The sequence below is a fragment of the Fischerella sp. PCC 9605 genome, from assembly GCF_000517105.1.
Classification (GTDB): Bacteria; Cyanobacteriota; Cyanobacteriia; order Cyanobacteriales; family Nostocaceae; genus PCC9605.
The window spans coordinates 1253361-1268161 of record NZ_KI912149.1 but is presented as its reverse complement, the minus strand read 5'-3'; the positions used below and the strand labels follow the sequence as shown (position 1 = coordinate 1268161).

General features: G+C 43.4%; 13 protein-coding genes. 8 read left to right on the top strand and 5 right to left on the bottom strand.

The window, feature by feature from the left end:
- The first annotated feature begins 154 nt into the window (after positions 1–154).
- The 5 genes from FIS9605_RS0120465 to FIS9605_RS39895 all read left to right on the top strand — a co-directional run bounded on the left by FIS9605_RS0120465 (position 155) and on the right by FIS9605_RS39895 (position 4739).
- Positions 155–1300, top strand: a complete 1146-nt coding sequence (locus tag FIS9605_RS0120465; protein WP_026734259.1) for a ParM/StbA family protein — start codon at positions 155–157, stop codon at positions 1298–1300.
- Between the two features lie 5 nt (positions 1301–1305).
- Positions 1306–1815 (top strand): hypothetical protein, encoded by a 510-nt coding sequence (locus FIS9605_RS0120460; protein ID WP_026734258.1) that lies wholly within the window; start codon positions 1306–1308, stop codon positions 1813–1815.
- A gap of 340 nt (positions 1816–2155) precedes the next feature.
- Positions 2156–3592, top strand: a complete 1437-nt coding sequence (locus tag FIS9605_RS0120455; protein WP_026734257.1) for a phosphoglucomutase/phosphomannomutase family protein — start codon at positions 2156–2158, stop codon at positions 3590–3592.
- A gap of 91 nt (positions 3593–3683) precedes the next feature.
- On the top strand, positions 3684–4268 hold the full coding sequence (gene rdgB, locus FIS9605_RS0120450) for an RdgB/HAM1 family non-canonical purine NTP pyrophosphatase (protein ID WP_026734256.1): 585 nt from the start codon (positions 3684–3686) through the stop codon (positions 4266–4268).
- A 66-nt stretch (positions 4269–4334) separates the two neighbouring features.
- Positions 4335–4739, top strand: a complete 405-nt coding sequence (locus FIS9605_RS39895; protein ID WP_051470084.1) for a hypothetical protein — start codon at positions 4335–4337, stop codon at positions 4737–4739.
- 246 nt (positions 4740–4985) lie between these two features.
- On the opposite strand, the gene FIS9605_RS0120440 is transcribed toward FIS9605_RS39895, so the two are convergent.
- The 5 genes from FIS9605_RS0120440 to FIS9605_RS0120420 all read right to left on the bottom strand — a co-directional run bounded on the left by FIS9605_RS0120440 (position 4986) and on the right by FIS9605_RS0120420 (position 9567).
- Complete coding sequence (locus FIS9605_RS0120440; protein WP_026734255.1) at positions 4986–5324, bottom strand: P-II family nitrogen regulator; 339 nt, start codon at positions 5322–5324, stop codon at positions 4986–4988.
- A 304-nt stretch (positions 5325–5628) separates the two neighbouring features.
- Positions 5629–6279 carry a hypothetical protein gene (locus tag FIS9605_RS0120435; RefSeq protein WP_026734254.1) on the bottom strand — a complete coding sequence of 217 codons (651 nt, stop codon included), beginning with the start codon at positions 6277–6279 and terminating at the stop codon, positions 5629–5631.
- A 74-nt stretch (positions 6280–6353) separates the two neighbouring features.
- The gene (gene thiD / locus FIS9605_RS0120430) at positions 6354–7190 is read right to left on the bottom strand and encodes a bifunctional hydroxymethylpyrimidine kinase/phosphomethylpyrimidine kinase (RefSeq protein WP_026734253.1); all 837 of its coding nucleotides are present in this window, start codon (positions 7188–7190) and stop codon (positions 6354–6356) included.
- Positions 7191–7211: 21 nt separating this feature from the next.
- Entirely contained in the window at positions 7212–8828 is a 1617-nt protein-coding gene (locus FIS9605_RS0120425) for a hypothetical protein (protein WP_026734252.1), read from the bottom strand.
- A 304-nt stretch (positions 8829–9132) separates the two neighbouring features.
- On the bottom strand, positions 9133–9567 hold the full coding sequence (locus FIS9605_RS0120420) for a hypothetical protein (protein ID WP_026734251.1): 435 nt from the start codon (positions 9565–9567) through the stop codon (positions 9133–9135).
- A 259-nt stretch (positions 9568–9826) separates the two neighbouring features.
- Between FIS9605_RS0120420 and FIS9605_RS0120415 the strand changes: the two genes are divergently transcribed.
- The 3 genes from FIS9605_RS0120415 (at position 9827) to FIS9605_RS39890 (ending at position 14651) form a co-directional block, all read left to right on the top strand.
- Positions 9827–11665, top strand: a complete 1839-nt coding sequence (locus FIS9605_RS0120415) for a DUF5942 domain-containing protein (protein WP_026734250.1) — start codon at positions 9827–9829, stop codon at positions 11663–11665.
- Positions 11666–11814: 149 nt separating this feature from the next.
- Positions 11815–12042: a hypothetical protein gene (locus FIS9605_RS0120410; RefSeq protein WP_026734249.1), complete on the top strand. Its 228-nt coding sequence runs from the start codon at positions 11815–11817 to the stop codon at positions 12040–12042.
- 458 nt (positions 12043–12500) lie between these two features.
- Positions 12501–14651 carry a serine/threonine-protein kinase gene (locus tag FIS9605_RS39890; protein ID WP_051470083.1) on the top strand — a complete coding sequence of 717 codons (2151 nt, stop codon included), beginning with the start codon at positions 12501–12503 and terminating at the stop codon, positions 14649–14651.
- Positions 14652–14801: the final 150 nt, after the last annotated feature.

Genomic DNA, 14801 nt, shown 5'->3' with positions numbered 1-14801 from the left:
AGCCTTGGCAAACTAGCTCACACTCACAGGTTCAGTAATTTTTGGCATGTTTTCAGCTATGTGTGAACGCTACCAAGAATTTCTGATACACGCACGCATTTATGTAAGATGAGCATGGTAACTTTTTGAATTTAAGTAAGTACTAGGAGCTTTCATGACAGACCAACCTTCCGCAGCCACCCCTATGAATGCCGCTGCCATACCCATGAATAGGGTATCGGCTTCTACTCCGATTAATGCTACTCCCATACCAACAAGCAACAGCACTAGTAAAAAAATTCTCAGTGTTGATTTAGGTAGAACTTCCACAAAAGCTGGTGTTACTCGCGAGCCAGGAAATGTGATTTTTGTCTCTGCCAACGTTAAGGAAATGTCAATGGAACAAGTGCGGGGTGGCGTTTTTGAAGCCCGCGCCACAGATCCCTTAATGGATCTGTGGTTGGAGTATCAAGGCAGTGGCTATGCTGTAGGTCAACTGGCGGCAGATTTTGGTGCTAATTTGGGAGTAGGTCAATCTAAAGTTGAAGACGCACTGATAAAAACCTTGGCTTGTGCTGGTTACTTTAAGCTGAAAGATGATATTTCAGTTGTTTTGGGTCTGCCGTATCTTTCTCAAGAACAGTTTGAAAAGGAAAAAGCCCAATTAATCAGCCAATTGAGTGGCCCTCATGTAATGAACTTTCGCGGCGAACCTGTCTCGCTGAACATCAACAAAGTTTGGGTAATGCCAGAAGGCTATGGCAGTCTGTTGTGGTGTGAAGCCCAACCCAAAAAAGGTGCTGCAATGCCCGATTTTACTAAAGTATCTGTGGCAATTGTTGATATTGGACACCAAACAATCGATTGCTTGATGGTGGATAACTTCCGCTTCGCCCGAGGTGCTTCTAAGAGCGAAGACTTTGGCATGAGCAAGTTTTATGAACTAGTAGCCGCTGAAATTGAGAGCGCTGATAGCCAATCTCTGGCTTTGATTGCTGCTGTGAATCGACCCAAGGGCGATCGCTTCTACCGTCCCAGAGGCGCTGGTAAGCCTACCAACCTCGATGATTTTCTCCCCAATTTAATAGAGATGTTTTCGCGTGAAATTTGCAGCCGTGTGTTAGCATGGCTACCAGAGCGCGTCACCGATGTGATTCTCACTGGTGGCGGTGGGGAATTTTTCTGGGAAGACGTTCAACGTCTCTTGAAAGAAGCAAAGATTAATGCCCACTTAGCTTCGCCATCTCGACAAGCTAATGCTCTAGGTCAGTACATTTATGCAGAGGCACAGCTATCCTCCAATCGCTCTTCTAGGGCTTAAAAATAATGTTCCAATGGTCAAAAAAGGTAGTGAAATCGGTTACGTTCAATCCAGGGGTGGCGGACGAAAGTTTGTTGGCGCTTGTCGAAAGCCATTTGGAAAAAGACCCCAACAAAACTTTCAGCGACCTCTGTAAAGAAGCCTTGTGGCAATCTTTATGCGTACCGGAATCCGTACGACCAAGCCCGCCGCCTACTCCGCAACCAACACCGACACTAGGAGTAGAACCACAAATCGCTGAACTATACAGGCAATTGGCTGACCTTGAGGAACGTTTTTTCGCCAAGGAATCTAATCGATTGGAGATGATGGAACGCCATCTGACGCAACTTAGCCAACAAGTGGCACAGTTGGCGATCGTGGTTAATCAAGCACAAGTCATTCAGTCACCGACACAATCAGCACCAGCACTAGAAGTAGTAAATCAAACTATTACCACTTCTGCTGCTGTCACGCCTCCCCAAGAGGTTGACCCCGTAATTAGCCGCCTGAGTCAGTTTCTGGATGATTTCTAGAAAAAATCAGGGTGTTAAATAATTGTAATTTATTATACCTCCTTGATAGAAAATTCTATTAGGGAGGTTCAATATTTAAGTCAATAGTCAATAGTCATTAGTTAGTAGTTAGTAGTTAGTGGTTAGTGGTTAGTGGTTAATAATTATTCCCCCACTCCCCCACTCTCCCACTCTCTTATTCCCTATTCTTAATTTTCCAGACACTGGGGAACACTCTAACTTGATTATCAGTCACCATACGGGAGCGTTTGCTCGCAATACTTTTTATACTTAAATCTTTTGTTACTGGGTGCCCTGTGTAAATGTTACAATCCTCCTAAACGGAAGTAGGGATACCTCGATGCCAGTTGCAGCTAAATCAATCAAATTTGGTACAGATGGCTGGCGCGGCGTGATTGGCGACGACTTCACTTTTGAACGTCTCGCGTTGGTCGCGCCAATTGCCGCAAAAGTGCTATTTAATACATATGGAACAAAAGTCGGCAACCGGACAATTGTAGTCGGTTATGATCGCCGTTTTATGGCAGAAGATTTTGCTCAGAAAGTAGCTGATGTTGTTTCCGCTGTTGGGTTTGATGTAGTGTTTAGCGAAACCTATGCGCCAACTCCAGCTTTTAGTTGGGCAGCCAAGCAACACAACGCTTTGGGAGCATTGGTAATCACTGCCAGTCACAATCCAGGTCAATATTTGGGATTAAAAGTTAAGAGTGCGTATGGTGGTTCCGTACCACCAGAAGTTACCAAAGAGATAGAATCACTTTTGGAGGAGGAAGTGCCACCTGCTCTGACTCCAGGCAAGATATACAAATTTAACCCGTGGGAAAGTTATTGTCAAGAACTAGAAAGTAAAGTCAATATTGCTAAAATTCGCGAAGCAATAACCTCTAACAAACTGACGGTATTTGCTGATGTGATGCATGGTGCAGCGGCTGGTGGACTGGCGATGCTGCTTGGCAATGAAGTCAGAGAGATTAATAGCGATCGCGATCCTACTTTTGAAGGCGGTGCACCAGAACCATTACCGAAATACCTTTCCCGTCTGTTTGGGGTGATGAAGACACACCGAGAAAAACATCCCACAGGTTTAACGGTGGGATTGGTTTTTGATGGTGACTGCGATCGCGTTGCAGCTGTGGATAGTGCAGGTAACTTCCTGAGTTCGCAAATTTTGATCCCAATCTTAATCGACCACCTGACCCTACGGCGAGGCTTTAGCGGAGAAATTGTCAAAACTGTCAGTGGTTCTGACTTAATTCCCCGCGTTGCTGCATTACACAAACTCTCAGTATTTGAGACACCAGTTGGCTACAAGTACATCGCTGATAGAATGCTAGCAAGCCAAGTGTTGCTGGGTGGTGAAGAGTCGGGAGGAATTGGTTATGGTAGCCATATTCCCGAACGAGATGCACTCTTATCGGCATTATACGTACTAGAAGCGATCATTGAATCAGGTCTGGATTTAAGTGATTATTACCGCTGTCTGCAAGAACAAACTGACTTCACTTCTGCATACGATCGCATCGATTTACCTTTGGCAAGTATGGAAGTGCGGGGTCGCCTTTTGGAACAATTACAAAAGGAACCACTAAAGCAAATTTCAGGACAAGCAGTAATTGATTGCCAAACAATAGACGGTTATAAATTCCGCCTTGCAGATCAAAGCTGGTTAATGATTCGTTTTAGTGGTACTGAACCCGTTTTGCGTCTCTACTGTGAAGCTCCCACACTCCAACAGGTGCATCAAACTTTGGCTTGGGCGAAGCAGTGGGCAGAATAATATTAGGTATTAGTCCAGAGTCAAGAGTCCAAAGTCCAGTGTAAAAATCTTGACTCTTGACTTTTGACTTTTGACTTTTGACTCTTAAACAATGACTAAATTACTCGTAGTAGCCACAGGAAATCCAGGTAAATTGCGGGAAATGCAAGCTTACCTATCTGATTCTGGTTGGGAATTAACACTCAAACCTGAAGACTTGGACATTGAGGAAACAGGCGATACCTTTGCTGCTAATGCCTGCCTCAAAGCATCCCAAGTTGCCAAAGCGACAGGTAACTGGGCGATCGCAGATGATTCCGGTTTACAAGTAAATGCCCTCAATGGCGCACCAGGAGTGTACTCTGCACGTTACGGCAAAACCGATGCCGAACGCATTGCCAGGCTATTGAGGGAGTTGGGCGACGAAGTGCAGCGGCAAGCCCAATTTGTGTGTGCAGTGGCGATCGCTCGTCCTGATGGTGCGATCGCGCTACAATCAGAAGGAGTTTGTCCTGGTGAAATTCTGCATACACCCCGTGGTAATGGTGGTTTTGGCTACGATCCGATTTTTTACGTCCCAGAAAAACAAATGACCTTTGCTGAGATGACGCCAGAATTGAAGCGCGCAATTAGCCATCGAGGCAAGGCTTTTACGGCTTTACTTCAAAAGCTACCAAATTTAGAAGTTCTTGATTGATAGTTGTTATACAGCTTCGGTTATCGGTTAGCGCGTAGTTGCAGCATTATCGATAGGATGCGATTTATGACACTTGAAGAACTAAAAATCAAGCTAGCAGATATCAACAACCTAGTTGTTACGTTCCAAACGTCAGTAGCGTTGGAAAAGTACTACTCTGAGAACATTGTGATGATTGAAGGTGATGGAACCATCACCACTGGTAAACAAGAGTGTCGCAAGGGGAGAGAAGTCTTTTTCAAAGAAATGTTGGTTGAGTTCAGAGAATCAAAATTAATTAGTCAAGACATTGCTGTTTCAGCAGATAAAAATTATGACTTTGTAGTAATTTCCAACTGGTACAATGATTACACTGTCAAAGTTGACGATCAAATAGTTGATACAAAGAGCAACCAAATCTCTATTGGCTATTGGAAGGATGGTGTAGTAGTAAAAGAGAGTTACAACTATCCAGTTACTTCGATGGTTTAGTACTTGTAATGCTAGAATCTGAAACCGTCAGTTCAGCTGCACAGAACAAGAATCTGTTGATACGTCGATCGTGTCGATTGTCGCGATCGCTGTATAACAAGTCGCTGCACCGGAACGTTATAGAGATGGTCAGTTGGGTTGTAAAGATTGTCTGCGTCCGGTGCTTAGTCGTTAGTTGTTTGTTGTTAGTTGTTTGTTGTTTGTTCCAAGCAACTACCAACTACCAACTACCAACAAGTAACAAATTTAAACAGCTTCTGTATTCTTTTCCCCAGTCCGAATCCGCACCACTTGCTCAACTGGCGAGATGAATATTTTACCATCGCCGATTTCACCAGTCCGGGCAGCGGCGATAATTTTCTCGACAACCATATCCACTTGGTTGTCTTCAACGACAATTTCCAGTTTGAGTTTTTGCAGAAACTCAACAGTGTACTCCGAACCCCGATAGCGTTCTGTTTGCCCTTTCTGGCGTCCAAATCCCCGTACTTCAGAAACGGTCATGCCAACTATACCAGCATTGACTAGAGCAATTTTTACTTCGTCAAGCTTAAAGGGACGGATGATAGCTTCTACTTTTTTCATTTTTTATCTCCTGTTTTCTAGTAGCTTCTATATATATAACCAGATCCTTTGTCCAAAGCTTTAACTGGTGGTGCAACCCATAATTGTAAAAAAGAATTAATTTACACAAAATGCTGAATGTATGAACTGTTCATCCCATGACATTTGATGACAATAGAATAGTCAGCATTGCTTACTTCCATAATCTTTACTGTGACGATTCGGTAGTTTCATCCTCAGTTTCTCATTATTTTGTAGCTTTTATAACAAAATAATCATGTTCAGTGAGCAAAAAAAGGACTCCTAGATTCAGAAAGTGATTTTGCTAGCGAGTATGATGCTCAAACAAGGGACGCACGACCAAATAGCCAGCACCAAAACCCAAAAGTATTATGAATGCGATCGCCAGAAACATCCACCAAGCATTAATTCCTTCAGCTTCTGATTCACTGACTGGATAAGCTACAACTTGCTGTTCTTCCAGAAACACTGGTTCTGTCATGGGAACAGGAAATTCCATCTCTGTATAAATAACGGGTGGACGCCTACGGGGAGGCTGCTGCCTCTTGCCTACCTGCGAAAGTCGCTGAGTGTCTGGTGTCTTCTGTTTTTTGCCCCCTGCTCCCTGCCCCCTGCCCCCTGCCCCCTCCTGTCTCCTGCTTGCCTGCGGAGGCGGCTGTGTGTCTACTGGTTCTTGCCTTTGGGGTACTTGCTGATACCTAGCCGGAGTAGAAGGATCGAGCAAATTTTGCAGATGTAAAACAGACTGAACAGTTTTAGTAATTTCTTGCCGCAGAAGTTGATTTTCTTGCGCTAATTGGTGATTTTGGGCGATCAGGGTATCTATCTTTGCCTGTGCGGCTTGCAACTCTGCTGCCAAGTCTCGGTATACAGACAGGGGTACAGAAGGTGAGTAAGTTTGGGTGTTTGTACTTGGTGATTTATGGTTGTAAAAAGAACCGTTAACTGCTCGCATTTGTAGTTTATAAGCAAAAAATAAGACAAACTATGCCCAAGAATAATAGAAAAATTCCCTAAGAGCAAAGATTTTTAATTTACAAAATCGTGCGATCGCCATAATGGATAAAAATGTCCCACAGGGCCTTGTCCCTTGCCTATATTTAGGGCGTGAGAGAGTGCATTAGTGACATACTCCTTTGCTTGTCGCACCGCTGTTAATAAATCATCACCGCGTGCCAGATTCGCTGCGATCGCCGCCGACAAAGTACAACCAGTCCCGTGGGTATTTTTCGTATCTACTTGTTTTGTGGTCAGAGTTTCCAGCTTTTGCCCATCAAACCAGATATCAACACCACGCCCATTTCCCGGCATACCACCACCCTTGACTAACACAACTTTAGCCTTGCAATTCCGGTGAATCATGTGGGCAGCTGCCCTCATTTCATCTAGAGAGTTAATTTCTATACCGCTCAAAATCTGTGCTTCGTAGCGATTTGGTGTAATAATTGCTGCTATGGGTATGAGCGCATTGCGGAGAGATTTGATAGCGTCATCATCAATTAATTGTGCCCCCGTACGCGACACCATCACCGGATCGACCACTAAATTTTTAATTTGTAAACTTTCTACCTGCTTGGCGACGGCGGCAATAATTTCATTGTTGAGTAACATACCGGTTTTTGCCGCTTGTACACCAATATCCTTACATACTGCCTGAATTTGGGCAACAACCGCCTCCGATGGCATGGCATCAACGCGCATAACGCCCAAAGTATTTTGGGCTGTGACGCAGGTGATAGCGCTAGTACCGTGGACACAGTGAAAGGCAAAGGTGCGTAAATCCGCTTGAATTCCCGCACCACCACCACTATCAGAACCGGCAATGGTTAAAGCAACGGGTACATTGGATGTTATTTCGGTGTTCATAGGTTTTATAAAAATTATGAATTATGAATTATGAATTATGAAATTTTCAAGATTCAGCATTTTCACCCATTCCCCCAGCCCTATTTTTTTCGCGATCGCTTCTAGCGGATTCGGTTTTTGATTTTGCGGTTGTGTTTGCGGTAGAACCGTTAAATAAGGATTCAGCTTGGTTTCATCAACCCAGCCAGAGTAGTATTTAACGCTAGTGGATTTTGGCGAAATCTTCAGTAACTCCAAATCACCGCGAATTGCATTTGCAGTTCTCTTACCACTTGTAGGTTCAAGAGTAACACCAATACCCCAAGGCCCGCCGCCAACGTAATTCAAAGCCACTTCATCAAATCCTCGCACGAAGCGTTGCCCATTCCAATGCCATTCAAAACCAGGCCAGCGTACAGGCGGTTTTCCTGGCGGTAAAAATCGCCGGAATTTATCTAGACTTGCACCTTGATCTAGCTTTACTGTAAAGCCTTTTTCAGTTCTGACTTCATAACGACCTTTACGAGTTTCAAAGTCTATTGGGCTCCACCAGAGTACTTCAACTGTTGCGCCATCTTTAGCAGGAGATAAAGTCAAAGCTGGAGATTGATTTGATAATTGACTGTAAAGCGGTAAACCTGCTTTTGGTAATTTAGCTATTACCGCAAATCGCCAACAAGACCAACTTTTAGGATTGTCAGGTGCTTGCAAATTGACTTGACAAACACCGTTACCCGTACCAACCCAAAGCGTATTATTTTCTAGCTTTAGTTTGTCAGGAATCGCCCCAACTAAAGGACTATTGTGAACATTATAAGAAGTTAAATTACCGGAATTTAGATTTTGTGGATTAGGACGGTAAGAAACCAATCCTTTAGCAGGAAGATAGGGATTACCTTCACCACTGATTTGTGTACCCATCCAAAACGTTGGATTATTAGCATCTCCGGTAACAGCTAGATCGGTAATTTGATGCGACAGAAGTCCCTGTGGTTGAATGAGCGTAAATTGATTTGCTTGTGGATCGTAACCAACAATAGTAGCGATACCATCATTACCTTCACCTTGCTCAAAAGCAACTGACCACCAGATCTGATTTCCATAAATGACGGCAGCTGTAATCCGAGAAAGACCTATTTGAGTTCCAGTATTTGTTTTTTGCCGTAAATCTTTCAGAGTGTATAAAATTTGTTGCTGAGGTTTTTTACTATTAGGAGTAATTAGTTCAAATACAACTTTATCCTTACTTGGATTTGGTACTGTTGGTACTGATGCTTCTCTAACAACTCTATATTTATAGGATTTACCCTGAACTTGGATAGTCTTGAAATCTTGAGAATATTCTGGATAATATTGCTGTTTTAAATTTTCAGGTAAAGTTCCTGGTTGCACCGTCCAAGTGTTGTTACCTCGACAGAAAACAAAATCTTGCTTTCTAGTTTGAAATTTCACTGTATTAGCATCTGCTACAATATTGCGAACGTGAAAATCAAACCTGTCATAAAAGCTTTCCTGTTCTCCTGGTACAGGCAAAGAGACAACCGCACTTTTTGGACAATTTTTAACTGTATTATTAGTGGTTTGAGCATCAGTATCAGCTGGAACAGTGCAAGCATTAAGTACTAATAAAAGACCAAAAATCTGGATAACATGTTTCATATGCCAACATACTCATACTATTTTTCAAATATTTGTGAAAGATGATCCCCCCAACTCTCCTTTTTTGGAAGCGCTAGGGGGAATCAGAGGTTTCGTATGGATAAAGTATATTTACTTCACTAACCTGCAAACATCATAAACTCATGCAATGTTAGTGGGTGTTATTAACCCTCGTTACCAGGTTGAACCTGGTAACGAGAATTTAGAGCCTCTGGCTCTTCCAATCAAATGGTGCAAGATGTCAGAAACACGATTTTGATCGTAGCCTTAATTCACATCAGGCATAACTAATTAGACTGTAGAATTATTCAATTAGTTCCGACTTGATCTGGTGTAATTGCCTCTGTAAATACTTACCCCATTCTGCTGCTAAAGGAATTTCTGTAAACGGAATTCGTACCGATTTCGTAGGTTCGCGAAATACAAATTCCAACTCAATCGCTCGACCTTTTTCTGGTAGTTTTTCTGTATCTATAGTTCTGTCGTCTACCACAAGGCATATTTCTTGAATATCATGCAAAGAAAATGTTTCTAACTTAATCGGGCCTTTAGGCGTGGGTTTTCCCCAAGTGATTAAGTCACCTTTTTGACCTAAAACAGCATAGATATCGTACTTAGCTTTGTCAAACTGTTCTGCCCAAGTACGATAAGCTTCAATCTTTTGATATTCCTTGGAACCTTGCCAAGCTAACCAGAAAAACGCTGCTAACAAAGGCAGCCACAAAAGACCACGTTCCATGATGGATTCAACTCAATAGAAGTAAGAAAAAAGTGCTGGGGAAAAGGTTAAGGGACAAAACTAAACAAGAGGGGAAAAGGTGAAAGGAAAAGGGGGAAAGGAAAGAAAAATCTCTTTACCTTTTTACCTTTGCCCTTGCCCCAAGTGAAGCCCATTCCCCATTCTCCAATGTGTAACTATTCTGCAAATATAGAGCCACTAGGGGGCTGTATAAGTTATGGTAGTGAAACAAACTGGCAAAAAGCGGTGATGACTTGATATGAGAAGGCTTTTATTATTGTGCTTGTTTGTCATCGGGCTTAGTGCTGCCGCGTTTGGTTTCTTGAGTGTTCAAGGACTGGCAGCGAAAGGTGAATTTGACACAATTTTGTTGAATTTTCAGGAAGATATTCCTAAAGAGGTATTGCAGGAGAATTTGGCAGCGATCGCCCAAAAGTATAATGTCACACCCCAATTAGATAATAAATTTTCTGCTCGGGATAATGTGTATATTATCAAAGGCGATAAACAGCGACTGAGAGAACTGCGAAAGTCTAAAATTGCCAAAGCGACGGAATTTATTGAGCCTAACTATATTTATAGAATTCCCCCACTGGATGAAGTTACGAGAGAGGGTGAATTTAATCGATCTGAACAGGGCAAACAGTTTCCGTCTACTGCAAACGAACCTAACGACCCAATGTACAGCAAGCAATGGCATTTGCACAATATCGGTGTTGTTGGTGCATGGAAAGAAACAAAAGGCAGTGGCGTGACGGTAGCGGTGATTGACACTGGTATTACCCGCGTGCGCGACTTGGTAGAGACTAAGTTTGTCGAAGGCTACGACTTTGTTAATGACCGAAAAGAAGCCAAAGACGACAACGGACACGGCACCCACGTTGCTGGTACGATCGCTGAAGCGACTAATAACTACTATGGTGTAGCAGGAATTGCCTACGAAGCCAATTTGATGCCATTGAAGGTACTCAATGAGTATGGTGGTGGTACCGTTGCTGATATTGCCGAAGCGATTAAGTTTGCTGCTGATAATGGCGCAAATGTAATTAATATGAGCTTGGGTGGTGGTGGTGAAAGCCAGCTGATGAAAGAAGCAATAGAATACGCCCACAACAAAGGCGTAGTTATAGTTGCAGCAGCTGGTAACGAAAGCCAGAATTCTGCTTCTTATCCGGCGCGTTATCCCCACGTTATCGGCGTCTCGGCATTGGGGCCAGATGGAGAAAAAGCCCCCTATTCTAACTTTGGTGCTGGGGTTGATATTTCTGCTCCTGGTGGCAGTGATGCGGGTAAAGTTTTGCAACAAACTATCGATCCCGAAACTGGTGACGCAGTGTTTATTGGCTTGCAGGGTACAAGCATGGCTTCCCCTCATGTTGCAGGTGTAGCCGCGCTGATTGAAGCCGCTGGTGTGAACGAACCAGATGAAGTTTTACAGGTACTCAAGGAATCAGCCAGAAGCATCGAGGATGATGGATTAAATTACTATGGTGCTGGGCAACTAAATGCTGAAGCAGCAGTGCAACGTGCTATACGCGGACAAATCAGCTTCCAAGACTTTTTCCGCTGGCTGCGGGATAACGGCTATCTCAACCCCGGCTTCTGGATTGATGGCGGTGCTGTGGCATTGTTACCCAAGATTTTGATGGTATTGGGTTCTTATCTGCTGGCTTGGTTTTTACGGGTTTACTTCCCGTTTGCTTGGAGTTGGACTTTATCTAGTGGGTTGATTGCTGGTAGTTCTGGATTATTCTTCCTGAAGCCAATCTACATCTTTGACTTGCCCCAGTGGCCTTTCCGTTTATTGGGCAGTTCAATTCCCGAACTCGGTAATGCACTTCAAGGAACCGGTGCGCTAAACCCATTGTTTGCCAGCGTACTTATTCCCATTGCGTTGATAGCACTGCTACTTGGGCATCCGCAATGGAAATGGTTTGCGATCGGTTCATCCTTGGGTGTAGCGGCGTGTTTGGGAATCAGTGCGATTTTAGATCCGGCCGTTTGGGGATTGGGAAGTGGTATGTTGGCTCGTGTCTTCCTGATTGTTAATGCCCTACTATGTTTTGGTCTTGCTAATTTAGCTGTGAAAAACCAGTGATAGGTAATAGTTAGTGGATAGTGGTAAAAATTAACAACCAACCACTAACCACTAACCAATGTACAGACGTGCCATGGCACGTCTCTACAACCACTAACCACTAACTACTAACCCCAATCTCTCATTACCTTCTTAGAACCATTACCACTATGAGCATCACAGTTACAGGAACCATCCAACGCCGTGATATTGGTACTGGTGCTTGGGCATTAGTTACTGATGAGGGCGTTACCTACGAAATCCTTAGAGGTGCTGACAAAAATTTACTCCAGGCAGGACAAAAAGCCAAAGTCACAGGCAATGTGCGTGAAGATGTGATGACAACGGCGATGATTGGCCCTGTATTAGAAGTCAAATCCTTTGATTTACTCAAGTGATATAAGCTCAATCACTCCCCCAGTGAGCAATGATCCCGTGGGGAGTACTCTCTATCTTAAGGAGTATTTTCTCTATTTTAGGAACTGGGGTGCGAATGTTCATTTGCACCTCAACAGTGAAACCTAATGAATTTTTAGTTGTAAAAATTAAGACTAATTTTTTTTGTTAATCAAGTAGATGTTTATTTGCAAAACTCTGCATTATTCCTACCAAATACTCAATTCACTGCGAATTTAGCTAGATAAATCCGAGGACTAATTCAGTAAAAATACTGTATTAAAAGGCTTTTACGGATATATCTTATTAACAACGATATCAAGAATTGCCTTTATTAAGATGCAAAAAGATTTCTAAGGATTTCCTTAAAGATGAACTTCATAGGAGGACATTTTTTGTCAAAATTAATTAAGCTATAGCCTAATATAATGGGCATGTAATTTGCTGGTAGGTAAAGCTGATGCTCTTAGGCACAGTTCTCCGTAATCGCTACAAAATACTTCAACAGTTGGGAAGCGGTGGATTTGGTGACACCTATCTTGCTGAAGATATGGACCTACCTAGCCATCCCAAATGTGTTGTCAAACATCTTCAGACTCGAAACCCCAATCCAGAATTTTTGCAGATTGCCAAAAGGCTTTTCAACCAGGAAGCTGAAGTTCTTTATCGTCTAGGCAAGCGCCATGACCAAATTCCTGAACTTTTAGCCCACTTTGAAGAAAATGGCGAATTCTATCTAGTGCAGGAATTTGTGGATGGACATGACTTAACTGCCGAAATAACTCCCGGTATACGGTTGAGTGAACCTCAGGTGGTTAAACTTTTACAGGAAATACTGGAAGTTTTGGCAGTTGTCCATGAACACAATGTCATCCACCGAGATATTAAGCTGCAAAATATCATGCGCCGTCAAGACGGCAAAATAGTACTGATTGACTTTGGTTCAGTTAAAGAAATAAAAAATTTAGCGACAAATATTGAAGGAGAATCGACTTCTACTGTTGTCATCGGCACTCCTGGCTACATACCAAATGAACAAGCTAATGGTAAGCCAAGATTTTGTAGCGATGTCTATGCAGTGGGAATGATTGGAATTCAAGCTTTAACAGGTATACCGCCGCGTAAATTGCCAATTGATCCTAACAATGGGGAAGTAATTTGGCGTAATACAGCAAACGTTAGCAAGAAGTTGGCGGATGTTTTAGACAACATGGTGCGCTACAACTTTACCCAGCGATATCAAACAGCAGCAGATGCACTGCAAGCTCTCGAAGCACCACCGCCACCACCAACAATACAGCAAGCATCCCCGCAAAGAGAAAAAGCGCCCCATCCTCCGCAAACCAAAAAAGCGTCCTATAAGCCGTCACGTAAATCACCATCTCGTTCACTACGCAATCAAGGTTTTCCGACTCTTGGAGTGCTTTCAGTAGGGATTATTTTTGGTGTAGCAGTTTTTGCAGGGCGTTTTTTCCCATTACAGTTTAATACACAAGAAAATCAACCTATCAAAAACACAAATCCAACAGTTACAGACACCAAAAATCAGCCTTCTGATTTGCCATCTACACCAGCGGTTAAGCGTACTAAAAATTACTTTACTCCTTCGCCTACTGCTTCACCATCAAAAACACCACCGCAACGCCCTTCCAATCCACCAGCAAGTACGCCGTCTACGCCAACGACAAAGGAAACTACAAGGCCATTCATACCCTCACTCGAAGAAGAAATCAAGCCATTCACGCCCCCAGGGGAAGACGACATCAAACCATCCAAAACCCCAGGGGAAGACGACATCAAACCATCCAAACCCCCAGTTGAAGAAAGTACAAAACCATCTACGCCTGCGATTGAGGACGATACAAAGCCATCTCCATCCCCAGCCGAGGAGGATAAGCCATCTACGCCTGCGATTGAGGACGATACAAAGCCATCTCCATCCCCAGCCGAAGAGGATAAGCCATCTACGCCTGCGATTGAGGACGATACAAAGCCATCTCCACCCCCAGCCGAAGAGGATAAGCCATCTACGCCTGCGATTGAGAGTGAGACAAAGCCATCTCCACCCCCAGCCGAAGAGGATAAGCCATCCACACCTGCGATTGAGAGCGAGAAACACCCATCTCTACCCCTAGCCGAAGAAGATACAAAGCTATCTCCACCCCCAGCCGAAGACAGTAGAAATCAAATGATGATTGTGCCTTCTGCATCTCCAACTGTGGATGCCAACAATCAAACTACGATTTCACCATCCGCATCCCCAACTGTAGATGCCAATAATCAAATGATGGTTGTGCCTTCCGCATCTCCAACCGCAGATGCCAACAATCCAACAACGATTTCGCCTTCTGCATCTCCAACCGCAGATCCCAACAATCAAACAATGGTTGTGCCTTCTGCATTCTCAATCGAAGATCCCAACAATCAACCGATAATTTGGCCATCTACACCCGCAGTTAAGGATCTTGAGGACAATAACAATCAAATAACTGTACCATCTATACCCATAGACAAGGACAATAACAATCAAATAGTAGTGCCATCTATACCTGTAGTCGAAATCAATAACAATCAGCTGACTTCTTCTCCATTCACACCACAGCCAGAGTAACTAGGTTTATCGCTCCTAAGTAAAAATAACTGGAGGCGTTAACAGAAGTAACCAATCTCGCCATGCTGCGAGCAAAGAGTGTGGAAATGAAGTGTAGAGCTTGTTATCAGGAGTTGCTCTGTCACTGAATTTTTAAGGGCCCTGTTGGGT

Excerpts from the sequence above, each read along its gene's own strand:
- FIS9605_RS0120465 (WP_026734259.1), top strand. The coding sequence starts at position 155 with ATGACAGACCAACCTTCCGCAGCCACCCCTATGAATGCCGCTGCCATA.
- FIS9605_RS0120460 (WP_026734258.1), top strand. The coding sequence starts at position 1,306 with ATGTTCCAATGGTCAAAAAAGGTAGTGAAATCGGTTACGTTCAATCCA.
- FIS9605_RS0120455 (WP_026734257.1), top strand. The coding sequence starts at position 2,156 with ATGCCAGTTGCAGCTAAATCAATCAAATTTGGTACAGATGGCTGGCGC.
- rdgB (WP_026734256.1), top strand. The coding sequence starts at position 3,684 with ATGACTAAATTACTCGTAGTAGCCACAGGAAATCCAGGTAAATTGCGG.
- FIS9605_RS39895 (WP_051470084.1), top strand. The coding sequence starts at position 4,335 with ATGACACTTGAAGAACTAAAAATCAAGCTAGCAGATATCAACAACCTA.
- FIS9605_RS0120440 (WP_026734255.1), bottom strand. The coding sequence starts at position 5,324 with ATGAAAAAAGTAGAAGCTATCATCCGTCCCTTTAAGCTTGACGAAGTA.
- FIS9605_RS0120435 (WP_026734254.1), bottom strand. The coding sequence starts at position 6,279 with ATGCGAGCAGTTAACGGTTCTTTTTACAACCATAAATCACCAAGTACA.
- thiD (WP_026734253.1), bottom strand. The coding sequence starts at position 7,190 with ATGAACACCGAAATAACATCCAATGTACCCGTTGCTTTAACCATTGCC.
- FIS9605_RS0120425 (WP_026734252.1), bottom strand. The coding sequence starts at position 8,828 with ATGAAACATGTTATCCAGATTTTTGGTCTTTTATTAGTACTTAATGCT.
- FIS9605_RS0120420 (WP_026734251.1), bottom strand. The coding sequence starts at position 9,567 with ATGGAACGTGGTCTTTTGTGGCTGCCTTTGTTAGCAGCGTTTTTCTGG.
- FIS9605_RS0120415 (WP_026734250.1), top strand. The coding sequence starts at position 9,827 with ATGAGAAGGCTTTTATTATTGTGCTTGTTTGTCATCGGGCTTAGTGCT.
- FIS9605_RS0120410 (WP_026734249.1), top strand. The coding sequence starts at position 11,815 with ATGAGCATCACAGTTACAGGAACCATCCAACGCCGTGATATTGGTACT.
- FIS9605_RS39890 (WP_051470083.1), top strand. The coding sequence starts at position 12,501 with ATGCTCTTAGGCACAGTTCTCCGTAATCGCTACAAAATACTTCAACAG.